General features: G+C 72.8%; 18 protein-coding genes and 1 riboswitch. Of the genes, 10 read left to right on the forward strand and 8 right to left on the reverse strand.

What is annotated here, in order from left to right; translation table 11 throughout:
* Positions 1-199 precede the first annotated feature (199 nt).
* The 6 genes from ACIQPQ_RS21905 to ACIQPQ_RS21930 all read left to right on the forward strand — a co-directional run bounded on the left by ACIQPQ_RS21905 (position 200) and on the right by ACIQPQ_RS21930 (position 6392).
* Positions 200-997, forward strand: a complete 798-nt coding sequence (locus ACIQPQ_RS21905; RefSeq protein WP_401306100.1) for a M24 family metallopeptidase — start codon at positions 200-202, stop codon at positions 995-997.
* The gene (locus tag ACIQPQ_RS21910; protein ID WP_401306102.1) at positions 994-2862 is read left to right on the forward strand and encodes an SDR family oxidoreductase; all 1869 of its coding nucleotides are present in this window, start codon (positions 994-996) and stop codon (positions 2860-2862) included. Before ACIQPQ_RS21905 ends, ACIQPQ_RS21910 begins: the two co-directional genes overlap by 4 nt.
* A gap of 265 nt (positions 2863-3127) precedes the next feature.
* The gene (locus tag ACIQPQ_RS21915; protein ID WP_401306104.1) at positions 3128-3673 is read left to right on the forward strand and encodes an RNA 2'-phosphotransferase; all 546 of its coding nucleotides are present in this window, start codon (positions 3128-3130) and stop codon (positions 3671-3673) included.
* A gap of 26 nt (positions 3674-3699) precedes the next feature.
* Entirely contained in the window at positions 3700-4143 is a 444-nt protein-coding gene (locus tag ACIQPQ_RS21920) for a hypothetical protein (protein ID WP_401306105.1), read from the forward strand.
* 277 nt (positions 4144-4420) lie between these two features.
* Positions 4421-5323, forward strand: coding sequence for an LLM class flavin-dependent oxidoreductase (locus ACIQPQ_RS21925; RefSeq protein WP_401306107.1), 903 nt, complete (start codon positions 4421-4423; stop codon positions 5321-5323).
* Between the two features lie 187 nt (positions 5324-5510).
* A complete protein-coding gene (locus ACIQPQ_RS21930) occupies positions 5511-6392 on the forward strand; it encodes an HAD hydrolase family protein (RefSeq protein ID WP_401306108.1) in 882 nt (293 codons plus the stop codon).
* 113 nt (positions 6393-6505) lie between these two features.
* Here ACIQPQ_RS21930 and ACIQPQ_RS21935 read toward each other — a convergent pair whose 3' ends face one another.
* From ACIQPQ_RS21935 to hisC, 6 genes are all read right to left on the reverse strand, one after another.
* Entirely contained in the window at positions 6506-7576 is a 1071-nt protein-coding gene (locus ACIQPQ_RS21935; RefSeq protein ID WP_401306110.1) for a M23 family metallopeptidase, read from the reverse strand.
* A 126-nt stretch (positions 7577-7702) separates the two neighbouring features.
* Entirely contained in the window at positions 7703-9337 is a 1635-nt protein-coding gene (locus tag ACIQPQ_RS21940) for a GAF domain-containing sensor histidine kinase (protein WP_401306112.1), read from the reverse strand.
* 105 nt (positions 9338-9442) lie between these two features.
* A complete protein-coding gene (gene cydD / locus ACIQPQ_RS21945; RefSeq protein WP_401306114.1) occupies positions 9443-12991 on the reverse strand; it encodes a thiol reductant ABC exporter subunit CydD in 3549 nt (1182 codons plus the stop codon).
* Between the two features lie 77 nt (positions 12992-13068).
* Positions 13069-14073, reverse strand: coding sequence for a cytochrome d ubiquinol oxidase subunit II (gene cydB, locus ACIQPQ_RS21950; protein WP_401306115.1), 1005 nt, complete (start codon positions 14071-14073; stop codon positions 13069-13071).
* A gap of 20 nt (positions 14074-14093) precedes the next feature.
* A complete protein-coding gene (locus tag ACIQPQ_RS21955; protein ID WP_401306116.1) occupies positions 14094-15602 on the reverse strand; it encodes a cytochrome ubiquinol oxidase subunit I in 1509 nt (502 codons plus the stop codon).
* A gap of 341 nt (positions 15603-15943) precedes the next feature.
* Positions 15944-17029 carry a histidinol-phosphate transaminase gene (hisC, locus tag ACIQPQ_RS21960; protein WP_383768247.1) on the reverse strand — a complete coding sequence of 362 codons (1086 nt, stop codon included), beginning with the start codon at positions 17027-17029 and terminating at the stop codon, positions 15944-15946.
* Between the two features lie 440 nt (positions 17030-17469).
* Between hisC and ACIQPQ_RS21965 the strand changes: the two genes are divergently transcribed.
* The 3 genes from ACIQPQ_RS21965 (at position 17470) to ACIQPQ_RS21975 (ending at position 21059) form a co-directional block, all read left to right on the forward strand.
* Entirely contained in the window at positions 17470-18582 is a 1113-nt protein-coding gene (locus ACIQPQ_RS21965) for a LacI family DNA-binding transcriptional regulator (protein WP_383768244.1), read from the forward strand.
* Between the two features lie 308 nt (positions 18583-18890).
* A complete protein-coding gene (locus ACIQPQ_RS21970; protein ID WP_383768242.1) occupies positions 18891-19970 on the forward strand; it encodes a metallophosphoesterase in 1080 nt (359 codons plus the stop codon).
* 204 nt (positions 19971-20174) lie between these two features.
* Positions 20175-21059 carry a hypothetical protein gene (locus ACIQPQ_RS21975; protein WP_401306118.1) on the forward strand — a complete coding sequence of 295 codons (885 nt, stop codon included), beginning with the start codon at positions 20175-20177 and terminating at the stop codon, positions 21057-21059.
* Between the two features lie 275 nt (positions 21060-21334).
* On the opposite strand, the gene ACIQPQ_RS21980 is transcribed toward ACIQPQ_RS21975, so the two are convergent.
* Entirely contained in the window at positions 21335-22846 is a 1512-nt protein-coding gene (locus ACIQPQ_RS21980; RefSeq protein WP_401306120.1) for a VWA domain-containing protein, read from the reverse strand.
* Between the two features lie 202 nt (positions 22847-23048).
* Positions 23049-24851, reverse strand: a complete 1803-nt coding sequence (gene thiC / locus ACIQPQ_RS21985) for a phosphomethylpyrimidine synthase ThiC (RefSeq protein WP_401306122.1) — start codon at positions 24849-24851, stop codon at positions 23049-23051.
* A riboswitch (TPP riboswitch) is annotated at positions 24844-25033 on the reverse strand. It overlaps the preceding gene by 8 nt.
* 71 nt (positions 25034-25104) lie before the next feature.
* Here thiC and ACIQPQ_RS21990 point away from each other — a divergent pair.
* Positions 25105-26919: a YibE/F family protein gene (locus tag ACIQPQ_RS21990; protein ID WP_401306123.1), complete on the forward strand. Its 1815-nt coding sequence runs from the start codon at positions 25105-25107 to the stop codon at positions 26917-26919.
* Positions 26920-26973 lie beyond the last annotated feature (54 nt).

Raw genomic sequence — 26973 nt, forward strand, 5'->3', positions numbered from 1 at the left:
GATTCGGCGGGGTCAAGTTACGGGCACGTACCGCAGTCGGCGCGGACCGGTGGGACGAGGTGGCATGACGACACAGGCCAGGGCGACGGCAGGCCCTTCGGGGGCGGCTTCCTCCTCCGGAGGGGCGCGTCCCGCGGGGACGGCGACAGGTGCGCCGCACGACGGTGAACTCCCCGCCGCCTTGCGCGGGTTCCGGCGGGTGCAGCGGCTGGCGTACGAGTGCGCCGAGGCGGTCGCGGCCCGGCTGGAGCCGGGGATCACGGAGCGCGACGCGGCCCGGATGCAGCGGGAGTGGCTGGCCGCGCGCGGGGTGCGGGACTGGTTCCACCTGCCGTTCGCCTGGTTCGGAGACCGCACGGCGTTCGCGGGGTTCCGGGTGCCGCTCCAGTTCTTCCCCACCGGGCGCCGACTGGAGCCGGGCATGCCGTACATCCTGGACATGGCCCCGGTGTTCGAGGGGTTCACGGCCGACATCGGCTACTCGGGCGCGCTCGGCGCCCATCCGGTGCAGGAGCGGCTGCGGGACGACCTCGCGGCCCACCGGGAGCTGATCCTGCGGGAGGTCCGCGAACGGCGGTCGCTGCGCGAGATCTACGAGAACGTCGACCGCCTGATGGTCCGCCAGGGCTACGCCAACCGGCATCGCGCGTACCCGTTCGGCGTGATCGCCCACAAGGTCGACCGGGTGCGCGAACGCCGTTGGTCGCCCAGGGTGTTCGGGTTCGGGACGCAGGCGCTGAAGGGGCTCGCGTCCGACGCGCTGCACGGGCACCGGGAGGGCTGGTCGCCGCTGTGGTCCCCGTACCGTTTCTCCGACCATCCGCCGCGACCGGGCCTGTGGGCGGTGGAGCCGCACCTCGGATTCCGGGGCACGGGCGCGAAGTTCGAGGAGATCCTGGTCGTCACCGACTCCCGGGACCCCGTGGAGAACGCCTTCTGGCTGGACGACGATCTGCCGCACGTGCGGCGCTGGGCGCGAGGAAAGGCGGAGGCATGACGATGCTGGAGGGCGCGCGCGAGCGCCGGGTGAGCACCGGCGGGATCGACCTGTGCGTGGCCGAACTCGGCGGCCCGGCAGGCCCCGAGCGGCCCACGGTCGTCCTGGTGCACGGCTATCCGGACAGCAAGGAGGTGTGGTCGCAGGTCGCGACCCGGCTGGCGGACCGGCACGGGTTCCACGTGGTGCTCTACGACGTCCGGGGCCACGGGAGGTCGAGCGCGCCGCGCCCGCTGCGGGGCGGGTTCACCCTGGAGAAGCTGACCGACGACTTCCTCGCGGTCGTGGACGCGGTGAGCCCGGACCGGCCGGTCCATCTCGTGGGCCACGACTGGGGTTCCGTGCAGGGCTGGGAGTTCGCGACCGTCGAGCGGACGCGGGGCCGGATCGCGTCGTTCACGTCGATGTCCGGGCCCTCCCTCGACCACTTCGGCCACTGGATCGACCGGCGCGTGAAACGGCCCACCCCGCGCCGCGTCGGCCAACTCCTCGGCCAGGGCGCCAAGTCCTGGTACGTGTACCTGCTGCACACCCCGGCGCTGCCCGAACTCGCCTGGCGGGGACCGCTCGGCAAGCGCTGGCCCGGCCTGCTGCGGCGGCTGGAGAACGTGCCCGGCGGCGACTACCCGACCGCCTCGCTGCCCTCGGACGCCGCCCACGGCGCCTGGCTGTACCGCGACAACGTCCGTCCCCGGCTGCGCCGTCCGCGCCCCGACGCCCACGCGCATGTGCCGGTGCAGCTCGTCACACCGCTGGGCGACGCGTTCCTGTCGGAGCGGCTGTACGACGACCTGGAGGCGTGGGTGCCGCGGTTGACGCGTCGCACCCTCCAGGCGAAGCACTGGGTGCCGCGCACCCGGCCCGACCAGATCTCCGCCTGGGTCACGGAGTTCGTCCGGTCGGTGGAAGACACGGCCGCGGGGTCCGCGCAGGGGCAGGAACCCGGTACGGGCGAGGCCATCGACGGGGACCGGCGGAACCGGAAGGATCGGCGGAACCGGCCCGATCGGCGCGGCGTGACGAAGTCCGGCGAGGCCTACGCGCAGCGCTTCGGCGGGCAGTTGGTGCTGGTGACGGGCGCGGGCAGCGGTATCGGCCGGGCCACCGCTTTCGCCTTCGCCGAGGCGGGAGCCCGCGTGATCTCCGTCGACCGGGACGCCGAGAGCGCGTCCCGCACGGCCGACATGGCGCGGCTGGTCGGCGCTCCCGAGGCGTGGGCGGAGACCGTGGACGTCTCCGACGCCGAGGCCATGGAGAAGCTCGCCGACCGGGTGCTCGCGGAGTACGGCGTGGTGGACGTGTTGGTCAACAACGCCGGTGTGGGGCTGTCGGGTTCGTTCCTCGACACCTCGCCCGAGGACTGGCGCCGGGTCCTGGACGTCAACCTGTGGGGGGTCATCCACGGATGCCGTCTCTTCGGCCGGCACATGGCGGACCGCGGGCAGGGCGGCCACATCGTCAACACCGCGTCCGCGGCGGCCTTCCAGCCGTCCCGCGCCCTGCCCGCGTACAGCACCTCCAAGGCGGCCGTCCTCATGCTGAGCGAGTGCCTGCGCGCCGAACTCGCCGGTCAGGACATCGGAGTCACGGCCGTCTGCCCCGGCCTGGTGAACACCAACATCACCGCCACGGCGTCGTTCGTCGGGGTCGACGCGGCGGAGGAGAAGCGGCGCCAGGAGCGCTCGGCACGCATGTACGGGCTGCGCAACTACCCGCCGGAGAAGGTCGCGGACGCGATCCTGCGGTCCGTGCTCGACAACGCGGCCGTGGTCCCCGTGACCCCGGAGGCGCGGGTCGTGCACGGCCTGTCGCGCTTCGCACCGGGCGTGTTGAGGCGGCTCGCCCGCTACGAGCCCCGCCTGTAGGGCGGTTGGCGGGGAGGGTCGTGCGGACACCAGAACCGGGTGTGCACACGGCCCTCTTGGGTGCCGAGCGGCCAAGGGGGATGCGGAGCAGGGTGTTTGGCGAACTCCTCTTACCGGTGCGGCTGTTGGCGAAAACCCCCGCACCGGGGCCCTGTTGTCCACAGGACCGTCAAATATTCTGTGGATAAGCCGAGTTGGCTGTGGACCAAACCTGGTGCGCGAAAATTCGCTGCGTGATCCGTGTCTCCCCCGCCATCCTGTCCGGATGGACGAACAACGCACCGTGAAGGTGTCGAAGTACCTCGCGAAGCACCTGCGCCACCAGCCCGAACGCATCGGGCTGGTCCTCGACGAGGGCGGCTGGACCGAGATCGAGACACTGATCGCGGCGGCCCGCGCGCACGGCTTCCGCTTCAGCCGGGACGAGCTGGACCACGTGGTCGCCGCCAACGACAAGAAGCGCTTCGCCGTCGAGGGCACCCGCATCCGGGCCAGCCAGGGCCACAGCGTCGAGGTGGACCTCGGCCTGCCCCCCGCGACCCCGCCCGCGTACCTCTACCACGGGACCGTGGCCCGCACCCTGGACGCGATCCGGGCAGAGGGGCTGCGGCCCATGAACCGGCACGACGTCCACCTGTCCGCCGACCGGGAGACGGCGACCAGGGTCGGCGCCCGGCGCGGCCGACCGGTGGTGCTCTCCGTGGACGCGGGCGCCATGCACCGCGACGGCCACGTCTTCCGCGTGAGCGCCAACGGAGTCTGGCTGACCCGCGCCGTACCCCCCGCCTACCTGCGGTTTCCCAGCGCGTGACGCTCCGCGTCGGGCATGATCGACGAGTGAACCGACTCCCCACCACCGAAGCCGCGGTCAATGCCCTGCGGGCCATAGCCACCGAGTACGCGCGCGAGATCGAGGTCAGCCACGACATCGGCGCCGACCAGACCTCCCGCCGCAGCGCCGCGGGCATCGGCGTCACCACCGACCCGGACGGCTCCCTCCCCCACGAGGCCTACGTCGACCTCGGCGGACTCCCCCATGTGCACGTACGGCTCTACCCGGACGGCGACAGCATGATCACGGTCGACGGCGTGGAGTGCCCCGACATCGACCGCGACGACGTGCCCGCCTTCGTCCGTTCCCTCTACGACGGCCACGCCTGGGTGAAGATCCGCCGCTTCCCGCCCGGCTACCTCCTGATGGTGCCGCTCCCCGGCGACCGGGTGCACAAGGAGTTCATCCTGGTCGGCCTCACCCGCTGGCTCGCGGCCCGAGCCCGCTGACGGCTCCGCCGGCCGGTCGGGTACGTCGGTGTGCCGGTCACGTCGGTACCGGTACGCCGGTCACGACGGTGGCGGTCACCTCGGCGCCGGTACGCCGGTCACCTCGGTGCCGATACGGCGCCGCGTCGGTGCGCCGGACGACAAGCCCCTGCACGCCGACCGCTCGTACGTCAGGCGCCGCGCTCGCGCCCACCACGGCAGCCGCCCCCGCCTGTTTCACGTGAAACGTCGGTGCCGCCGGACACTGCGGGGGACGACAGGGCCTAGGCTCCCCGCCATGAGTCTGCGACTGAGCACCGTGATCCTGCCCCACCGACGCTGGCACGAGGGCGGCGGTACCGCGTGGACACGGGCCGAGCAGCTCGGGTTCCACACCGCCTACACCTACGACCACCTGTCCTGGCGCACCTTCCGCGACGGCCCCTGGTTCGGTGCGATCCCGACCCTCACCGCGGCCGCGGCGGCGACGGAACGGCTCCGCCTGGGCACCCTGGTCACCTCGCCCAACTTCCGCCACCCGGTGCCCCTCGCCAAGGACCTGATCTCCCTGGACGACTTCTCCGGCGGCCGGATCACCCTCGGCATCGGCGCGGGCGGCAACGGCTTCGACGCCACCGCACTCGGCCAGGAGCCCTGGACACCGAAGGAACGGGCCGACCGTTTCGCGGAGTTCGTCCCCCTGCTCGACCGCCTCCTCACCGAGGACTCCGTCTCCTACGAGGGCGATTTCTACTCGGCGCACGAGGCCCGCAACATCCCCGGCTGCGTCCAGCGGCCCCGGCTGCCGTTCGCGGTCGCCGCGACCGGCCCGCGCGGCATGCGCCTGGCCGCCCGTCACGGCCAGGCGTGGGTCACCACGGGCGACCCCCGGCTGTACGAGACCGGCACCCCCGAGCAGTCGGTGGAGGCGCTGCGCGGCCAGCTGGAGCGGCTCGGTGACGCCTGCGCGGCCCTCGGCCGGGACCCCGGCGGCCTGGACAAGGTCCTCCTCACCGGGTTCACCCCCGACCGGGGCGCGCCGTTCGCCTCGCTCGACGCCTTCGTCGACTTCGCCGGGCGCCACCAGGAGCTGGGCTTCACGGAGCTGGTGATCCACTGGCCCATTCCGGACTCCGACTTCGCCATGGACGAGAAGGTCTTCGACGCGATCGCCACGGAGACGCTCGCCCAACTGGCCTGAGGCGCCCCGCCGGGCCCCTGGCCCGGCCGGTCCCCAGCACCCGGCACCCGGCCCCCGGTCCTCCGCGGGCCGGGCGGCCGTCCAGATGGGCCGCCGTTCCTCCGCGGGCCGTCCGGCCGTGCCGCCGGATGACTCATCTGTGCGGCCTCCCGCACGACCGTGCGGACGCGTACGGGAGAATGGCCCGGTGACCTCTGCGACCAGACAGCCCGAGACCCCGGCCGCCACCACCCCGCCGCGGCTGATCGCCACCGACCTGGACGGCACGCTGCTGCGCGACGACAAGTCCGTGTCCCCGCGCACGGTCGCGGCCCTCGCCGCCGCGGAGAAGGCGGGCATCGAGGTCTTCTTCGTCACCGGCCGTCCCGCCCGCTGGATGGACGTCGTCAGCGAGCACGTCCACGGTCACGGCCTGGCCATCTGCGGCAACGGCGCCGCCGTGGTCGACCTGCACGGCGGCCCCGGCGCCCACCGGTTCGTGAAGGTGCGCGAGCTGGCCAGGGAGAACGCCCTGGACGCCGTACGGCTGCTGCGGGACGCGGCCCCCGGCACGATGTACGCGGTGGAGCAGACGTACGGCTTCTACCAGGAGCCGGAGTACCCCCGGATGCACCTGGAGGTCCCCGACGCGCTGGCCCCGGCCGAGCGGCTGCTGGCGCCCGACGCGCCCGGAGCGGGGGAGCCCGTGCTGAAGATCCTCGCGTTCCACCCGACCCTCGACCCGGACGCCTTCCTCGGCACCGCCCGGCTGGCCATCGGCGACCGTGCCAACGTCACCCGCTCCAGCCCGAGCGCCCTGCTGGAGATCAGCGGCCCCGACGTCTCCAAGGCCAGCACCCTCGCCCTGTGCTGCGCGGAGCGGGGCATCTCGCACGAGGAGGTCGTCGCGTTCGGCGACATGCCGAACGACGTCGAGATGCTGACCTGGGCGGGCCGCTCCTACGCCATGGGCAACGCCCACCCCGACGTGATCGCGGCGGCCTCCGGGCAGACCGTCGCCAACAACGAGGACGGCGTGGCCGTCGTGGTCGAGCGGCTGATCGCCGAACGGCTCCGCGCCGACGCCTGACCCCACAGCCCGGACCCGGCCCGCCACCGGGCCCCGCACCGTCTGGGTGCGGCCCTGCCTGGCCCACACGCCGTCCGTGCGGGCCAAGCGCCCTCCGACCGGCGCCGCCCGGCCTACCCGGCGGGCACCCCGCGGTCCGCGAGCCACGGCACCGGATCGACCGCCGACCCCGTCTCCGCCGTCACCCGCGCCTCGAAGTGCAGGTGCGGGCCGGTGGAGTTGCCGCTGGTGCCGGACTGGCCGATCCACCGCCCCGCCGCGACCCGCTCGCCCTGGTCGACCGCCACCGACGCCAGGTGGGCGTACTGGGTGAAGGAGCCGTCCGTGTGCCTCAGCACCACCGCGATGCCGAACGGCCCCCCGCACGACACCCGCGCCACCCGCCCGGCGCCGACCGCCTTCACCGGTGTCCCGATCGGCACCGCGAAGTCCTGGCCGGTGTGCCGGTTCGCCCAGTGGTCGCCGCCGCTGCCGAACGCCGCCGACAGGGTGGCGCCGTCGACGGGCGCGACCCAGGCCCGCCGGTCCGTCAGGGGCGGCTGGTCGAGCCGTTCGGCGCCCCGGCAGGCGCCCGCCGTGACGGCGGCGTCCGCCTGCCCCTGCAACCGGCGGCGCGCCTCGTCGAGCTTGCTCTCGATGTCCTTCTTCAGCACGGCGAGTCGGGCGGTGCGCCGTTCCAGCGCCTGCCAGGCCCGTACCGCGCGTGCCTCGTCCGCGGCGAGGGCCGCCTCGGCGGCGCGGCTGCGCTCGACGGCGTGCTCGACCGCCCCGTTCGACCGGGAGAAGACGTGCTCGTGGCGCATCAACTCCTCGGGGCCGCGGGCGAGAACGGCCTGCGCGGCGGCGGAGAGGCCTCCGCTGTCGCGGTACTGGGCGCGCGCCAGCCGCCCCAGTTCCTCGCGCAGCGCGGCGGCCTCACGCCGTTCCCGGGCGAGGCGCCCCTCAAGCAGCCGGGCCTCGCGCCGCCGCTCCGCCGCCTCCACCCGGCCCGCCTCGTACCGGCGGCTCGCGTCGGCGGCCTCCTCGTACAGCGTCGCCACCCGCGCACCCGCCCCGGTGCCCGCGCCGCCGCGCCCGTCCCCGCCGTCCGTGCGCCCGTCACCGGTCGTGGGACGTGCCACGAGGACGGCGCCCGCGCACAGCAGGACCGTGACGAGCAGGGGACGACGGCGAAGTGAGTGCATGTCAGCGATCGTGTCCCGCCCCGGCGGAGCCGTCCTGTTGAAGGCGTACGGCCGGGGGACCGGCGCTCCCGAACGGCTCAACCCGGCGGACACGGCCGGGACGGGGACGGTCGGGTGGGGAGCCGTTCAGCGCGGTACGTGCCACACCACGGTCGTGCCGCGCGCCGTCCTCCCGGCGGGGGCGGCCCCGGCCGGGGTCTCCCGCCCGCCGTCGCCGAGGCCGGGGCCGTGGGAGCAGGTGCCGCCGAGGGACTCGGCGCGCCGGGCCAGGTTGAGCAGACCGCTGCGCCGACCGCCCTCGGGGATGCCGACGCCGTCGTCCGCGACCGTCAGCCGTACGCCCGGCCGCCCGTCGGGGAGCGGTGCCGCCGCGTCGACGACCACCTCGATCCGGGTGGCGCAGGCGTGCCGGAACGCGTTGGAGAGCGCCTCGCGCAGGGCCGCGACGAGATGGGCGCGGACGGGCTCGGGGACAGCCGTGTCCACGGGCCCGGCGAACCGGTACGCGGGCGTGAACCCGAGCGGTACGGCCGCCGTGGTGATCTCCCGCAGGACGCGGGCGCGGAGCCCGGCCGGGGCCTCGGCGGGCGCGTCACCGAGCGCGAAGACGGCGGCGCGGATCTCCTGGATCGTGACGTCGAGGGCGTCCACCGCCTGGCCGACCCCGTCGCGGACCTCGGGCGGCACGGGCGCGCGCCGGGCCGCCTCCAGCGTCATGCCGGTCGCGAACAGCCGCTGGACGACGAGGTCGTGCAGGTCGCGGGCGATGCGGTCACGGTCCTCGAACACGGCCAGGCGTTCGCGGTCGCGCTGGGCGTCGGCCATCTTCAGCGCGAGCGCGGCCTGGGCGGCGAAGCGGAGGGCGAGCGCGCGCTCGGCCCGCGTGAACGGCGTCCCGCCGCGCGGGCGCGGGGTGACCAGGGCGCCGAGCACCCGGCCCTCGTCGCGCAGCGGCAGCACCATGACCGGGCCGAAGAGGCGCGCGTGCGGGGACCGCACCCGCGGGTCGGTCGCCGCGTCGGCCAGGAACACCGGCCGTCCCGCCAGGATCTCGACGACGAGCGGGACATCTGCGGGAACCGGCACGCCCAGGGGTGGGGACGGCGCGTCCCGGTCGGCGGCGACGGCGGCGACCTCCAGAGCACCGCCCGCCTCGGTGGCCAGCAGCACGATCCCGGCCGCCGAGGCGGACAGCTCCCGCGCCTGCTCGGCCACGACCTGGAGGGCGTCGTCGGTGTCGGCGCCGGACAGCAACGCCGTGGTGACGGCCACCGACCCGTCGATCCACCGCTCGCGGCGCCGGGCGGCCTCGTACAGGCGGGCGTTGCCGAGGGCGATGCCCGCCTCGGTGGCCAGCGCGCGGACGGCGCTCCGGTCGTCGTCGCCGAACGGCTCCTCGCCGTGCCCTCCGCACGGCCCGCGCTTCCCGGCCAGGCGGAGCGTGCCGAGGAGTTCGCCGCGCAGCCGGACGGGTTCCTCCAGGACGCTGCCGCACACGCGGGGTTCCGGGCTGCCGTGCGCGACGACATACGGCCGTCCGGTGCCGTCGGGCACCGGCGGGGCTGCGTCCCTGCGGCTCTCGCCGTCGTCACCGTCCGCGCCGTCCTCCGCCGCGACGAAGAGGGACACGTGCCGTGCCCCCGTCACCCGCGCGGCCGTCGCGCAGATCCGCTCCAGCGTGGCGCGCAGGTCGCCCGCGCCGGGGACGCCGGTCGGCACGGTGGCGGTCGCGGCGGGCCCGGAGGGCGGCGGAGCGGACATGCGCCGAGCCTAGTAAGACCGCTATCCGCCGGAAAGACCGAATCACCCACCGGGTGGACCCACGACGAACCGGACCGCACCGGCCCGGACCTCCCTTGGGCCGCGCTACGCCGCCCCCACCAGCAGCTCCGCCGCGTCCTCCCGCTCGGCCATCTCACGCAACGGCCCCTCCGCGGCGACCAGTTCCGCGTACGTGCCGCGCTGCGCGATCCGGCCCCCGTCCAGGACGACGACCTCGTCGACCGCGTCGAGCCCCGCCAGCCGGTGGGTGATCAGCAGCGTCGTCCGGCCCTCGGTGGCGGCCAGCAGATCGGCGGTGAGGGCGTCGGCGGTCGGCAGGTCGAGGTGTTCGGCGGGCTCGTCGAGCACCAGGACAGGGAAGTCGGCGAGGAGCGCGCGGGCCAGGGCGAGCCGCTGCCGCTGACCGCCGGAGAGCCGGGCACCGTGCTCGCCGACGAGCGTGTCGAGCCCGTCGGGCAGACTGTCGGCCCACTCCAGCAGCCGGGCCCGCGCCAGCGCGTCCCTCACCTCGGCCTCGGTCGCGTCCTTCCTCGCGAGCAGCAGGTTCTCCCGCAGCGAGCTGTCGAAGAGGTGCGCGTCCTGCGCGCACAGCCCGACCAGCCGCCGTACGTCGTCACTGTCCAGGGCGTACGCGTCCACGCCGCCGAGCGTGTACGCGCCCGCCGCCGGGTCCAGGAAGCGCAGCAGCACCTGGGCGAGGGTCGTCTTGCCGGAGCCGGAGGCCCCGACGACCGCGATCCGCTGCCCGCCCCGCACGGTCAGGTCCACGTCGGCCAGCGCGTCGCGGTCCTGGCCCGCGTGCCGGGCGGACAGCCCCTTGACCACGAGCGGGAACGGCGAGGCGGGCGCCTGCCGGGGCCGCTCCGGTTCGCGTACCGGCTCGGGGGAGTCCAGCACCTCGTACACGCGCTCCGCGCTGCGGCGCACCCGCAGCCGGTACTGGACCGCGAGGGGCAGTCCGAGGACGGCCTCGAAGGCGGCGAGCGGGGTGAGGACGACGACGGCCGTGGCCACGCCGTCGAGCCGGCCGGCGGCGACGGCCTGGGCGGCGACGAGAGCGCTCGCCGTGACCGTGAGGCCCGAGACGAGGGCGGTGAGGCCGCCGCCGAGCGCGGTGGCCCCGGCGGCCCGCGAGGCGATCCGGGTGAGCATGGCGTCGGCCGCCCGTGCTCCGGCGGTCCGGGCGGGGAGGGCACCGGCGACGGTCAGTTCGGCGGTGCCGGTGAGCAGGTCGGCCGCGCGGGTGGCGAGCAGTCCGCGCGCGGGGGCGAACCGGCGCTCGGCGCGGCGCGCCACGGCGCCGGTGACCAGCGGGACACCGACCCCGGCGGCTAGCAGTCCCACGGCGAGCACCGCACCGGCCTCGGGCAGCAGCCACGCGGTGAAGGCGACGGACCCGGCGGAGACGGCCAGGGCGGACGCGGCGGGCAGCAGCCAGCGCAGCCAGTAGTCCTGGAGCGCGTCCACGTCCGCGACCAGACGGGTCAGCAGATCGCCGCGCCGGGTGGCGCGCAGCCCGGCGGGGGCGAGCCGTTCCAGCCGCCGGTAGACGGCCACGCGGGTGTCGGCGAGCATCCGCAGCACGGTGTCGTGCGACACCAGCCGCTCCGCGTACCGGAACACCGCCCGCCCGATACCGAAGGCCCGCGTCGCGGTCACGGCCACCATCAGATAGAGCACCGGCGGCTGCTCGGAGGCCCGCGAGATGAGCCAGCCGGAGGTGGCCATCAGGCCGACGGCGCTGCCCAGGGCGAGGCTGCCCAGCAGGAGCGCCAGCCCCAGGCGTCCTCGGCGGGCGCGGGCCATGGCGCGGACCCGGGCGAGGACGCCCCCGGCCGCCGTCCCCGGCCGGGGCGCGTCCGCCGTCGAGGACTCGCGCACGGCGTACACGGAGACGCCCGAGGTCGGGTGGGCCGCCGTTTCCGGGCCGTCGGCTTGCGGCGCGCCCGTGGCCGGTCGGTCCACTCGGCTGGCTTCCCGCGTCCGGCTGCCGTGCTCCGCCTCCGGGGGCTCCAGTCGCACCACCCGGTCCGCCACCGCCAGCAGGGCCGGGCGGTGCACCACCAGCAGGACGGTCCGCCCGGCCGCGAGGCGCCGTACGGCCGCCACGACCTCGGCCTCGGTCCGTCCGTCGAGCGCGGCGGTCGGCTCGTCCAGCAGGAGCACCGGCCGGTCCGCGAGGAAGGCGCGGGCCAGCGCCAGCCGCTGCCGCTGCCCCGCGGAGAGTCCCGCGCCGCCCTCCCCGAGCACATGGTCGGCACCGTCCGGCAGTCCGTCCACGAACTCCAGGGCACCCGCGTCCGCCAGCGCCCTTCGGACGGCGTCGTCGTCGGCGTCGGGCCGTGCCAGCCGGACGTTCTCGGCGATCGTCCCGGCGAACAGGTGCGGGTGCTGCGGCACCCAGGCGGTCCGGGACCGCCACCGCGCCAGATCCAGGCCGGTGAGGTCGGCTCCGCCGACGGTGATCCGGCCCTCCGCCGGGCGGACGAAGCCCAGCAGGGCGTTGAGCAGGGTCGACTTGCCGGAGCCGCTGGGGCCGACGAGGGCGACCGTCTCGCCCGGCGCGACCGAGAAGGTGGCCGCCGAGACGGCCGCGGCCGAGCGGCCGGGGTAGCGGACGGTCACACCCTCGAAGGTGAGCCCGCCCTCGGGCACCGGCCCGGTTCCGGACGCGGGGACCGGGGTCTCCAGGACCTCGAAGATCTCCCCGGCGGCGGCGAGCCCCTCGGCCGCCGCGTGGAACTGGGCGCCGACCTGCCGCAGCGGCAGATACGCCTCGGGCGCGAGGACCAGGACGACGAGGCCGATGTACAGGTCCATGTCGCCGTGCACGAGCCGCATGCCGATGGTCACGGCGACCAGAGCCACCGAGATCGTGGCCAGCAGCTCGAGCGCGAACGACGAGAGGAAGGCGATCCGCAGGGTCCGCAGGGTGGCCTGGCGGTACTCGCCGGTGATGCGGCGGATGGAGTCCGCCTGGGCCTTGGCCCGGCCGAACACCTTCAGCGTCGGCAGCCCGGCGACGACGTCGAGGAAGTGCCCCGACAGCCGGGACAGCAGCCGCCACTGACGGTCCGTCCGCGCCTGGGTGGCCCAGCCGATGAGCACCATGAAGACGGGGATCAGCGGCAGCGTTCCGGCGATGATCGCGGCGGAGACCCAGTCCTCGGTCACGATCCGCGCCAGCACCGCGACCGGGACGACCACCGCGAGCCCCAACTGCGGCAGATAGCGGGCGAAGTAGTCGTCGAGCGCGTCCACGCCCCGGGTGGCGAGCGTGACCAGCGAACCGGTGCGCTGCCCGCTCAGCCACCCCGGCCCCAGCAGGGCCGCCCGCTCCAGCAGCCGTCCCCGCAGCTCCGACTTCACGGCCGCGCTCGCACGGTGCGCGGCCAGTTCGGTGAGCCAGGAGACGACGGCGCGACCGACCGACACGGCCACCAACAGCAGCAGCGGGGTGCGGAGTTCAGCCACCGCGTAGCCGTGCTGGAACGCACCGACCACGACCTCGGCGATGAGCATCGCCTGGGCGATGACCAGCACCGCCCCGACGGCACCGAGGCCGACGACCGCCACGAGGAAGACACGGGTGGCACGGGCGTACCGGAGCAGTCGTGGGTCGATCGGTTTCACGTGAAACACACCCTCTTCTCGAGCGGTGTGTTTCACGTGAAACACACCCTGATCGGGAAACACACCCTGATCGGGACTCAGTGCACCGGGTCGGCGATGTGCTGCGTACCGATCCGCTTGCGGAACACCCAGTAGGTCCAGCCCTGGTAGAGCATCACGATCGGGGTGGCGACAGCCGCGCACCAGGTCATGATCTTCAACGTGTACGGGCTGGACGAGGCGTTGGTGACCGTGAGGCTCCACTCCTCGTTCAGCGAGGACGGCATGACGTTCGGGAAGAGCGTCAGGAAGAGCATCGCGACGGCGGCCACGATGGTGAGGCCGGAGAAGGCGAACGACCAGCCCTCGCGTCCGGCCAGGTTGGCCCCCAGCGCCGCGACCAGGGCGGCGACCGCCACGACCAGGGCGACCAGGCTCGTGCCGTCACCGTTCTCGACCTGTGTCCACAGCAGGAAGACCAGGGCGAGGACGGCGGTGAGGACACCGACCCGGGTCGCGAGCGCGCGCGCCCGCTCCCGGATCTCCCCGACAGTCTTGAGAGCGGCGAACACCGCGCCGTGGAAGGTGAACAGCGTGAGCGTCACCAGCCCGCCGAGCAGGGCGTACGGGTTGAGGAGGTCCCAGAGGCCGCCGACGTACTCGAAGTCACGGTCGATCTTGACGCCCCGCACGATGTTGCCGAAGGCCACACCCCACAGGAAGGCGGGCAGCAGGGAGGTCCAGAAGATCGCATGCTCCCAGTTCCGCTGCCAGTTCTCCTCGGGCCGCTTGGCCCGGTACTCGAAGGCCACCCCGCGCACGATGAGGCAGACCAGGATGAGCAGCAGCGGCAGGTAGAAGCCGGAGAAGAGGGTGGCGTACCACTCGGGGAAGGCGGCGAAGGTGGCGCCGCCCGCCGAGAGCAGCCAGACCTCGTTGCCGTCCCAGACGGGGCCGATGGTGTTGATCAGCACCCGCCGCTCGGGCCGGTCGCGGGCGAGCAGTTTGGTGAGGACACCGATCCCGAAGTCGAAGCCCTCCAGGAAGAAGTAGCCGATCCACAGGACGGCGATCAGGACGAACCAGACGTCGTGCAGTTCCATGACAGTGCAGCTCCCTCGGCCTAGTACGAGAAGGCCATCGGCTTGTCGGCGTCACGGGCGTCGCCGCCGATCTTCGTGGGCGGGTTGAGGTCGGCCTCGGTGAGTTCCGGCGGACCGGCCTTCACGTACTTGGCGAGCAGCTTGACCTCGATGACGGCGAGGATCGCGTAGAGGGACGTGAAGACGATCATCGAGATGAGGACCTCGGCCTGGGAGACGCCGGGGGAGACCGCGTCGCGGGTCTGGAAGAGGCCGTAGACGACCCACGGCTGGCGGCCCATCTCCGTGAAGATCCAGCCCCAGGAGTTGGCGATCAGCGGGAAGCCCATGGTCCAGATCGCGACGAGCCAGTAGAGCCGGGTGAACTTCGGGCTCAGCTCCTTCCTCGGGAGCAGGACCAGGCGCGGCACCTCGTCCTCGCCGACCCGCAGGTGCTGGGGCAGCATGAACTTCTTGCGGGTCAGCCACAGTCCGGCCAGGCCGACCGTCAGCGACGCCATGCCGAAGCCGATCATCCAGCGGAAGCCCCAGTAGGCGACCGGGATGTTGGGCCGGTAGTCGCCGGGACCGAACTTCTCCTGCTCGGCCTTGTTGACGTCGTTGATGCCGGGGACGTAGGAGCTGAAGTCGTCGTTCGAGAGGAAGGACAGCAGGCCGGGGATCTCGATGGCGACCTTGTTGTGGCCCTTCTCGACGTCGCCGTACGCGAAGATCGAGAAGGGGGCGGGTGCCTCGCCGTCCCAGAGGGCCTCGGCGGCGGCCATCTTCATGGGCTGCTGCTCGAACATGATCTTACCGAGGACGTCACCGCTGGCGGCGGTCAGCAGCCCGCCGACGGCGACGGTGACCAGGCCGAGGCGCAGCGAGGTCTTCATCTCCCGGATGTGCCGCTTGCGCACCAGGTGGAAGGCGGCGACGCCGACCATGAACGCGCCGCCGGTGAGGAAGGCCGCCGACAGGGTGTGGAAGGCCTGGGCGAGTGCGGTGTTCTGGGTCAGCACCAGCCAGAAGTCGGTGAGTTCGGCCCGGCCCTTGGCCTCGTTGATCCGGTAGCCGACCGGGTGCTGCATCCACGAGTTGGCCGCGAGGATGAAGTAGGCCGACAGGATCGTGCCGATCGAGACCATCCACATGCAGGCCAGGTGGATCTTCTTGGGCAGCTTGTCCCAGCCGAAGATCCACAGGCCGATGAAGGTGGACTCGAAGAAGAAGGCGATAAGGGCTTCGAAGGCGAGCGGGGCGCCGAAGACGTCGCCGACGAAGCGCGAGTAGTCCGACCAGTTCATGCCGAACTGGAACTCCTGCACGATGCCGGTGACGACCCCCATCGCGATGTTGATCAGGAAGAGCTTGCCCCAGAACTTGGTCGCCCTGAGGTACTTCTCCTTCTCCGTGCGCACCCAGGCGGTCTGCAGGCCGGCGGTCAGGGCCGCGAGCGAGATCGTCAGGGGGACGAAGAGAAAGTGGTAGACGGTGGTGATGCCGAACTGCCAGCGCGCCAGTGTCTCCGGCGCCAGAGCCAGGTCCACGTCGTCACTCTCCTTACCTCGCCACGTCGCCACCCTCGGGCGGCGGATTGCCCCTTGTGTCACGCACATCACATGACAAGGGAGACGCGCTTGTGAACGCGTTCACATTCACAAGCAAGTATGACGCATACCCGTTCGACGCCGGTACGGCGGGGGTCCTCTTTCGGCCCCGAGGGTCCCCACCAGGGACGGACCGTCCGGCCCTGGCCGGAATCAGGCCTTCCGTGCGCGAGGGGCGGACGGCCTGCGGGCACAGCGAAGGGCGCCCCGGTTTCACGTGAAACCGGGGCGCCCTCAAGCCGTACGCCGGGTGGGCGGGTCGGTGGCCGGGTGGCCGGACGCTACAGGTGCTGCCGGTACCCCTCGGCCGCCTTCAGGAAGATGTCGTTGGCCTCGGTCTCCCCGATCGTCACCCGCACCCCCTCGCCCGGGAACGGCCGGATCACGACACCGGCCTGCTCGCACGCGGCCGCGAACGGCACCGTGTGCTCACCCAGCCGCAGCCAGACGAAGTTGGCCTGCGTCTCGGGCACCGTCCAGCCCTGGGCGCGCAGCCCCTCGACGACCCGGTTGCGCTCGCAGACCAGGGAGCCGACCCGCCCGAGCAGCTCGTCCTCGGCCTGGAGCGAGGCGACCGCCGCCTCCTGCGCGATCTGGCTCACCCCGAAGGGCACGGCGGTCTTGCGCAGCGCCGCCGCCACCGGCTCGTGGGCGATCGCGAAGCCGACCCGCAGCCCGGCCAGGCCGTACGCCTTGGAGAAGGTCCGCAGCACGCAGACGTTCGGCCGCGTGCGGTACAGCTCGACGCCGTCCGGGACCTCGGGGTCACGGACGAACTCCCGGTACGCCTCGTCGATCACCACGAGCACGTCGTCCGGGACCCGGTCCAGGAACCGCTCCAGTGCGGCACGCCCCACGACGGTGCCGGTCGGGTTGTTGGGGTTGCAGACGAAGATCAGCCGGGTCCGCTCGGTGATCGCGTCGGCCATCGCGTCCAGGTCGTGCACGTCGCCCGGCGTGAGCGGCACCTGCACCGAGGCGGCGCCGCTGATCTGCGTGACGATCGGGTACGCCTCGAAGGACCGCCAGGCGTAGAGCACCTCGTCGCCGGGACCGGCCGTCGACTGGACCAGCTGCTGGGCGATGCCGACCGACCCGGTGCCGGTGGCGATGTGGGAGGCGGGCACGCCGAACCGCTCGGACAGCTCGTTCACCAGGCCCGTGCAGGCCAGGTCCGGGTAGCGGTTGAAGGACGCGGCGAGCGCGGTGACCCGCTCCAGCACGCCCGGCAGCGGCGGATAGGGGTTCTCGTTGGAGGACAGTTTGTAGGCCACCGGCCCCGCGGACGCCACCGCGGCCGGCTTGCCCGGCTTGTAGGTGGGGATACCCGCCAGCTCGGCGCGCAGCTTGGGGTTCGTCTCGCTCACCGCAGTCCTCCTCGTGACCACCACCGGCTCGAATACTCCACACCTTATGAGGATTCGCCGCTCCTGCGTACAGGCGAGGAGGCACCAGCCTCCGGAGACCGCGCAACCGGGCCCGCCGAGCGGCCGTTCCCCATCCCGCCAGGAAAGGGCATCAAGCCCTACCAAGGCGTACGAATCAGGGGGCGCGCTGCACATATATCTATGCGCCGGTAGCTCACGCCCTGGCGCGCATCCCTCGTGCAGGTGAGTTGAGACCTCTTCGAGACATGGACCCCTCGGCAGGTTCATCCGTACCCACGCCCCACGTCTTGCCAGCAAAGCCGTCAACTGCCTTGGTTTCATATGTGTTTGACCCTGTGCGACCATGCAGAAACGTGCCTGTCAATACGTGCATATGCGTCCGCCCTACCCCACCGGATGAGCCCTACTATCGGCTCGCCATGACAGCAGCAGGGAAGCACCAGGTGAGCCGCGCGGATACCTCACGCCGAGGCGGCCGGCCGGGCCGGGCGGGCATCAGGGACGTGGCCGCCGCCGCCGGAGTCTCCATCACGACCGTCTCGGACGCCCTCAACGGCAAGGGCAGGCTCCCGGACGCCACCCGCCGCCATGTCCGCGAGGTCGCCGACCGACTCGGCTACCGGCCCTCGGCCGCGGCCCGCACCCTCCGTACCGGCAAGTCGGGGCTCATCGGCCTGACCGTGACGACGTACGGGGATGAACCTTTCACCTTCACCGAGTTCGCCTACTTCGCCGAGATGGCGCGGGCCGCGACCTCGGCCGCCCTCGCCCGCGGCTACGCCCTGGTCATCCTGCCCGCGACCTCGCGGCACGACGTGTGGTCCAACGTGGCCCTGGACGGCACGGTCGTCATCGACCCCTCCGACCAGGACGCCGTGGTCGGCGAACTGGTCCGGCAGGGTTTACCCGTCGTCTCCGACGGCCGACCCGGCGGCGAACTCCCGGTCACCGCCTGGGTGGACAACGACCACGAGGCCGCCGTCCTCGACATCCTCGACCACCTCGCGGACGCGGGCGCCCGCCGTATCGGCCTGCTCACGGGCACCACGACCGACACCTACACGCACCTGTCGACCAGCGCGTACCTGCACTGGTGCGAACGCGTCGGGCAGGACCCGGTCTACGAGGCCTATCCGGCCCACGACCCCTGCGCGGGCGCCGTCGCGGCCGACCGGCTGCTGGCCCGCCCCGACCGCCCCGACGCGGTGTACGGCCTGTTCGACCCCAACGGCACCGACCTGCTCGCCGCCGCCCGCCGCTACGGACTGCGCGTGCCGGAGGACCTGCTGCTGGTGTGCTGCAGCGAGTCCACGGTGTACGCCAACACCGAGCCGCCGATCACGACGCTCTCCCTGAAGCCGCGCCGCATCGGGACGGCCGTGGTGCAGCTCCTCATCGACGCGATCGAGGGCGTCCACGCGGACCGGCCGGTCGAGCAGGTGATACCGACCGAACTGATCGTGCGCACCTCGTCCCAGCGGCGTCCGCCGCGCACGACAGTCAGCCCGCCCCGGACACCCGAGGGCAAGTAGCCGCGGGTGCCCGGGAGGGGGGACACGGTGGCGCGGCGGCGTACAGGGTGAGGCGTGAGCACGGTGAGGGGCGGCCGTGCGGACGGTGGACGGGCGGGAGCACGGTGGTCCGTGGGTGAGCGGTGACGGACCAAGCCCGGCCCAATCAGGGCGAAAGCCCCGACGAACCCGCGCCTTGCCGTGATTCACCACCCCTGGGTCATCACACGGCACGATCCGCATTCCTATGATGGGCGCACGGCACCGCGGGCCGTCGCGACCAGGCAGTCCGATGCGGTGCAGATGCGGCGCGATGGTGGAGGGGTCTGATGACTCAGGGGGCCGGTCCGGGACCCGAGGTGGAGCGCACGGCGACGGTGCGCGACTTCCGGGTGCCCGCGTACGTGCACGAGACCGGCCCGTACGCCGACAGCACCCACCCCGGGAACGCCGTACCCGTCGACGAGCCGCTGGAGCACCCCGAGGGGTACACACCGACCCAGCGCGACCTGCCGGTGATCAACCGGGGCGACACCCTCCAGGTGCCCGTCGACCCCGCGCCCGCCCCGGCCCCGCAGGCCGCGACCGGCCCCGGCCCGCTCTTCGTCGTCGGCGACGTCCACGGCTACCTGACCGAACTGGTGACCGCGCTCCAGGAACAGGGGCTGGTCGACGAGGCGGGCAACTGGTGCGCGGGCACCGCCCGCCTGTGGTTCCTCGGCGACTTCACCGACCGGGGCCCGGACGGCATCGGCGTCATCGACCTCGTGATGCGGCTGTCCGCGGAGGCCGCCGCCGCCGGCGGCTACTGCAAGGCCCTCATGGGCAACCACGAACTGCTGCTGCTCGGTGCCAAGCGGTTCGGCGACACCCCCGTCAACTCCGGCGCGGGCACCGCCACCTTCCAGGCGGCCTGGCTGCTCAACGGCGGCCAGAAGTCCGACATGGACCGCCTCCAGGACCACCACCTCCAGTGGATGGCCCGCCTCGACGCCGTCGAGGAGGTCGACGGCCACCTCCTCGTGCACTCGGACACCACCGCGTACCTCGACTACGGCGACTCGATCGAAGCGGTCAACGACACCGTCCGCGAGACGATCACCCGCAACGACGCGGACGAGGTGTGGGACCTCTTCCGCAAGTTCACCAAGCGGTTCTCCTTCCGCGACGAGGGAGGCGCGGACGCCGTCCGTTCTCTCCTCGACACCTACGGCGGCACCCGCATCGTCCACGGCCACAGCCCGATCCCGTATCTGCTGGGTGAGGTCGGCTCCGAGGACGGCGAGGAATCGCCCGACCCGCTCGTCGAGGGACCGCATGTCTACGCCGACGGCCTGGCCATCGCCATGGACGGCGGCGTGACGATGGCGGGGAAGCTGCTGGTCCAGCAACTTCCGCTGTCCGTCTGAGCGTTCACGGCACGCGGCCGACGTCCCGTTCCTCCCCCGCCGCACGGCCTCCCGGGTGTGGGGGACGACCGCCAATTTCGGCAAACCCCCTGTCACCCCGGGCCGTCGCCGCTCTACCATCGGTTTATCCGTAGCAGGCTCCCCTCCGTTTCTGCCCGACGGCTCGTTGGCATGCGAGCCCCAAGCCCTACGGAGCATCGGGGGATGCACATGAACAGCGTTCCGCAGCACCTGTACAGCGAGGACCGCCAGGAGTACGAGCGGCTCCTCGACGAGGCGCTGCGCTCCGCCCCACACCACCCGGAACTCGCCGCTGTCGGTCAACGGCTGAACTCCGAACAACTGCGCACGATGGCGCTGAACGCCACCGCTCTCATCACGGCCGCCGCGGCGACCGAGTACCAGCACTACGTGAAGGTCCGTGAGGAACTGCGCCACCCGGCGCCGTCCACGTCGTCCTCGTCCAGCCAGGAGTCGGGCTCCGCCGAGCCGGGCGGCGGCGGCATGGGGCTCGCGGCCACCATGGGGGAGGCGGCGCAGGCCGCCGAGGCCGCGGGCGCGGGCGTCGTCGCCGTGGCCGCCGTCCTCACGCCCGTCCTCGCCGGCATCGCCGCGGTGATCTTCCTGCTCGTCGGCTACGTCCTGCGGATGCTCGACCCCGAACCCGCGTTCGCCGGGACCATGCTGGCCGCGGGATGGACGTTCGGAGTGGTGACCGCGGCCGCCATCCTGGTGGCCACCGTCGGCCTCCTGCTCACCGCGCTGCGCAACCGGCCCTCCCTGGAGGCGGGCACCTACGGCGAACGCAGCGAGGAGGTCACCCTCGCCCGGGAGGCCTGGCGGGACGCCCTGCTCGACCGGGGCATCCTGCCGTTCCTGCGCGAGGCCCTGGAGACCGCCGGTCCGAGCACCACGCTCCGCCCCGAACCGACCCCACCGGCCCCCACCGGCCGACTGCCGAAGATCGGCTACGACCGTCCCGGCTTCTCCAGCCCCGACGGGGGACCCGCGGCGGGCCCCCGCCCGAGCTTCAGCAGCCCGGACTACACCAGCCCGGACTTCGGCGGCCCGGAACACCGGCCGGAGTAGGCCCGCGGCATGCGTCCCCACCGGGGGAGCGCAGGCCGTCGGCCGGGCGGCCCGGAGGGACGGTCGGGCGGCCCGGAGGGACGGTCGGGCGGCCCGGACGGACACCGCGTCGCTGAACCGTGCCGCCCTGGAGCGTGCCGCCGGGCGCGGTGCCGCGCCGGGCGGTGCTGACGTATGCGGCGCTGACGTGCGGGGTGCTGTCCTGTGCGGCGGCGCGCCGCGCCGCCACCGGGTCCAGATCCCATTCCGGTTCCGGCTTCGCGCGGTGCCGTGGGTCAGAGAATGCCCGCCTGCCGGGCGGCGGTGATCCAGCTCGGGAACTCCGACAGCAGCCGGTCGTACAGCTCCTGGTCCGGGACGGTGCTGATGTCGTCGACGGCGAAGAAGCCCACGTTGTCCACGCGGCGGCCGGGCAGGGTGTCGAACCGTTCCAGGACGCCGTAGTTCGAGCGGCCGAGGCCCACGAACTGCCAGAAGATCGGCTCCTCGACCGCCGCGCGCAGCTCCTTCTCGATGACGGCGTCGCGGTAGACGCCGCCGTCGGAGAAGAACAGCACCAGGGTCGGATCGCTCGCCGGGTTCGCCCGTACGAAGTCCCTGACCTGGGCGATCGCCTTCTGCTCCTCGTTCTGGATGCCGATCGTCCGCATGTCGACCTGGCCGGGTTCCATCCCCTTGCGGGGCTTCTTGTTCCGGCGGAAGAGGCTCATCTCCCCCACCCGCACGTGCAGCCGCAGCCATTCCGGGAGTTCGCCCACGCTCAGGTCGGGCAGCCGGGCCGCCTCGGAGGCGAACGTCCAGGCCTGAAGGGAGCCGTCGTCGTCCAACTGGGCCGCCACCGCGGCCATCCGCTCCACGACGTCCGCCACCACGCCCCGCGAGTAGAGGAACGACATCGAGCCGGAGGCGTCGAGCACGAGCACGATACGGGCCCGCACGCCCGTAGCCCCGCGCTTGCTCAGACTGACCGCGACCTGCTCCTTCCGCAGGGACAGCCGCTTGCGCATGTCGACGGGGAGATGCTCCTCGCCCTTGGTCAGGCGGGGAGCCGGAGAGGGAGCCGTCGGCGGCACGGCCGGGACGGGCGGGACGGGCGGGGCCTGGGGCGGGAGGGAGGGGGAGGACTGGGGCACGGGCGGGAGCGGTGACGCGGGTGAGGACGCCGGCGGGGCCAGGGGCGCCGACACGACCGTGGGCGTCGGGGCCGGGGCGGACGGCGGCCCCGCTACGACCGGAGGCGCCGGGGCCGCCGGCTCCTCGTCCACGCTGATCCCGAAGTCCGTGGCCAGGCCCGCGAGTCCGGAGGCGTACCCCTGCCCGACCGCGCGGAACTTCCACCGCCCCTCGCGCCGGTACAGCTCGCCGCCGATGAAGGCCGTCTCCGTCTCGCCCCGCATCTCGAACCGCGCCAGCTCCGTCCCGCCCGCCGCGTCGAGCAACCGCAGGGTCAGCCCCGTCACCTGCCCGAAGGTGCCCCCGTCGGCCGAGGCGCAGATCTCCACCCGGTCGACCGCGCCCTCCAGCGACCGCAGGTCCACCTCCACGGAGTCGGTCGTGGTGCCGGCGTCGCCGCGCTTGCCCCGGTGCAGGACCGCCCCGGAGGCGTGGCGCGGCTGGTTGTAGAAGACGAAGTCCGCGTCGTCCCGCACCTTTCCGGCCGAGGTGAGCAGCAGGGCCGACACGTCGATGTCCGGCCCCCCGCCCGCCGTGGACCAGCTGATCTCCGCGCGGACGACGGGCGCGTCGACCGGAAGGTTGGCGCCCTTGCTCATGGATGGCACTGTCATGGGCCCAGTCTGGCGAGCGCTCACGGAAGAGCAACCGTCCGGTACGGGCCGGATGCCCCTCCCCAGCCGCAGTACAGCCTCCGACGGCGCGACTCCGGTCCCCCGCGCACCCCGCCATCCACCTCACCCCCACCGTTCGACCGACGCGTACGGCGCTGCCCCCGTGCTCCGTCGCGCACGGGGGCAGCGCCGTCCCCGTGCGTCAGGTGGCCAGCGGCAGGTACACCCTGTTGCCGTTGGCGGCGAACTCCTTGGACTTCTGTGCCATGCCCTCCTCGACCTCGGCCCGGCTGCCCCCGTGCTGCCGCCGGATGTCCTGCGAGATCTTCATCGAGCAGAACTTCGGCCCGCACATCGAGCAGAAGTGGGCTGTCTTGGCCGGTTCCGCGGGCAGGGTCTCGTCGTGGAACTCCCGTGCCGTGTCCGGGTCGAGGGCCAGGTTGAACTGGTCCTCCCAGCGGAACTCGAACCGGGCGTCGGACAGCGCGTCGTCCCATTCCTGCGCCCCGGGGTGCCCCTTGGCGAGGTCCGCGGCATGAGCGGCGATCTTGTAGGTGATGACCCCGGTCTTGACGTCGTCCCGGTTGGGCAGGCCGAGGTGCTCCTTCGGCGTGACGTAGCAGAGCATCGCCGTGCCCCACCAGGCGATCATCGCGGCACCGATGCCGGACGTGATGTGGTCGTAGGCCGGCGCGACGTCGGTGGTCAGCGGGCCGAGCGTATAGAACGGAGCTTCATCGCAGATCTCCTGCTGAAGGTCGATGTTCTCCTTGATCTTGTGCATCGGGACGTGTCCCGGGCCCTCGATCATGGTCTGTACGTGAAAACGCTTCGCGATCCGGTTGAGTTCCCCGAGCGTGCGCAACTCCGCGAACTGCGCCTCGTCGTTGGCGTCCGCGATGGAGCCGGGCCGCAGACCGTCGCCGAGCGAGTACGTGACGTCGTAGGCCGCGAGGATCTCGCAGAGTTCCTCGAAGTGCTCGTAGAGAAACGATTCCTTGTGGTGGGCCAGGCACCACGCGGCCATGATCGAGCCGCCGCGCGAGACGATGCCGGTCTTGCGGTTGGCCGTCAGCGGCACGTACGGCAGGCGCACGCCCGCGTGGACCGTCATGTAGTCCACGCCCTGCTCGGCCTGCTCGATCACGGTGTCCTTGTAGATCTCCCAGGTGAGTTCCTCGGCCTTGCCGTCGACCTTCTCCAGCGCCTGGTACAGCGGCACCGTGCCGATGGGGACGGGGGAGTTGCGCAGCACCCACTCGCGCGTGGTGTGGATGTTCCGGCCGGTGGACAGGTCCATGACCGTGTCGGCGCCCCAGCGGGTCGCCCACGTCATCTTCTCGACCTCCTCCTCGATGGAGGACGTGACCGCCGAGTTGCCGATGTTGGCGTTGACCTTCACCAGGAACCGCTTGCCGATGATCATCGGCTCGATCTCGGGGTGGTTGACGTTGGCGGGCAGGACCGCCCGCCCGGCCGCGATCTCCTCCCGCACCACCTCGGGTGCCACGTTCTCCCGGAGGGCCACGTACTCCATCTCGGGGGTGATCTCGCCCCGCCGCGCGTAGGCGAGTTGGGTCACCGCCCGCCCGTCCCGGCCGCGGCGCGGCAGGCGCGGACGCCCGGGAAAGACCGCGTCGAGGTTGCGCAGTCCGCCGCGCGGCGAGGTGTGCTTGATGCCGTCGTCCTCCGGGCGGACGGGCCGCCCCGCGTACTCCTCGGTGTCCCCGCGCGAGATGATCCAGTTCTCCCGCAGCGGCAGCAGCCCGCGGCGGACGTCGGTCTCCTGATGGGGGTCGGTGTACGGGCCCGAGGTGTCGTACAGCGTGACGGACTTGCCGTTGGTGAGATGCACCTGACGGACCGGCACCCGCAGGTCGGGGCGGGTGCCCTCGACGTACGCCTTGTGCCAGCCGATGGACTTCCCGGCCTCCCCGGAGTCGGGTGCGGAGACCTCGGTCGAGGTCTGCGCGGAGGCAGGCGTGCGTGCGTCCTTGATGGTCATGAGACCTACTCCCTACGCCGGCATTACCCGGTAACAGGTTCAGCGGTCGACGCAGCGGCTACCGCCTGCCGATGTTTCATGTGAAACATCACTCGGTGGTGATGGCGTTCCACGTGAAACATCGCGAAGACGGAGGTCAGCGCCCTCTCAGCCCGGTGCTCCGAGCTCCCGCGTGTGCAAAGGTGTCACCACGCTAGCGTCCTTTGTGGCGCGGTGAACAGTGGGCCTCTGTCGTTCTTGCGATGATCGGGCGGTGACCACGACTCCCCATCCCCCCTCTCCCCCGCCGGAACCGCGCCTCGGACCGGGCGGCGGAACCGGTGCCCCCCAGGGCGGGTCGTCCTGGTTCGGCGACGACCGCGCCTTCGGCGGAAGCGACGGCGGCGACCCCACTTTCGGCGGCCGCCACGAGCACGACAGAGGCCAGGGCCGGGGCCAGGGCCGTGTCCAGGGCCAGGGTCCTGGCCACGGCCACCCTCACGGCCACGACAGCGGCCGCCGCCCGGACGAGGGTTACGGCGACGGCGCACGTGTGGGCGGCAACGTCCCCGGCGCGGGCGGCCACCGCGAGGGCGGCCGTCCCGGTGGGACCAGCGGCGCCGGCGGCCACGGGGGGCAGGGCGGCCACGACGGACCCGGCGACGGCTCGGGCGGGCACGGCCACGGCCACGGTGGGCCCGGGGACCGTGGCGGATCGTCCGGAGGCGGTCACGGGCACGGGCACAGCCACAGTCACGGCCCGGCGGCGCCCGTCTCCCAGCACCTGCGCAAGATCATCGCGGCGGTGCTGATCCCGTTCGCCGTGGCGGTGCTGGCGGGCCTGGTCGTGCTGTGGCCGGGTGGCGCCCCGGCGCACGAGCGGACCGGAGTGGGCTTCGACCGGCAGACACAGCAGGCGACGGTCACCACCGTGGAGAAGCTGAGCTGTTCGTCGGTGAACGCCTCGGGCGGGACGCCCACCGGGGACACGTCGACCGCCGAGGGATCCTCCGCCGCACAACAGGCGAACGGCACCTGCAAGCGGGCCACGATCCGGGTGGACACGGGCAAGGACAAGGGCCGCACCTTCACCGAGATCGTCCAGCCGGACCAGTCACGGCAGTTGCACGAGGGCCAGAAGGTCGTGGTCGCCTACGAGCCCTCCGCGCCGAAGGACCTCCAGTACTCGGTCACCGACATCAACCGCCGGGTGCCGATGACCCTGCTCGCCCTCATCTTCGCGGTCGCCGTCGTGGTCGTCGGGCGACTGCGCGGGGTGATGGCGCTGGTCGCGCTCGCGATGAGCTTCCTCATCCTCAACTTCTTCATCCTGCCCGCGATCCTCCAGGGCTCGAACCCCCTGGCGGTGGCGGTCGTCGGGGCCAGCGCGATCATGCTGATCGCCCTCTATCTGTGTCACGGTCTCTCGGCGCGCACCTCGGTGGCCGTGCTCGGGACGCTGATCTCGCTGCTGCTGATCGGCGTCCTCGGTTCCTGGTTCATCGACTGGGCCGCGCTGACCGGGAACACGGACGACAACACCGGTCTGATCCACGGTCTGTATCCGACGATCGACATGAGCGGTCTGCTGCTCGCGGGCATCATCATCGGTTCGCTCGGTGTCCTGGACGACGTGACGGTCACCCAGACCTCGGCGATCTGGGAGCTGCACGAGGCCAACCCCTCGATGGGGTGGCGCGGGCTGTACCGGGCGGGCATCCGCATCGGCCGCGACCACATCGCGTCGGTGGTCAACACGCTCGTCCTCGCCTACGCGGGCGCCGCGCTGCCCCTGCTGCTGCTGTTCTCCATCGCGCAGAGCAGCATGGGCACGGTGGCCAACAGTGAGCTGGTGGCCGAGGAGATCGTGCGGACGCTAGTCGGTTCGATCGGTCTGGTCGCGTCGGTGCCGGTGACCACCGCGCTCGCCGCCCTCGTGGTCTCGGCGGACCGGCCGAACGGCGGGAAGACGGCCGGGGCCCCCGCACAGGCGTCACCGCCGGGCGCGGCCGTGGGCGCCGGCGCGTCGCCCGCTCCGGCGGCGCCGCAGCCCCCGAGGACCGGCCGGGGCCGACGCCGCAAGCGCTGACCCCTGCTGGGCCTTCCGGGGCCTCCGGGACCGGGAGCCTTACCGGTCCTCCTG

It is taken from the genome of Streptomyces sp. NPDC091281 (assembly GCF_044757425.1).
Classification (GTDB): domain Bacteria; phylum Actinomycetota; class Actinomycetes; order Streptomycetales; family Streptomycetaceae; genus Streptomyces.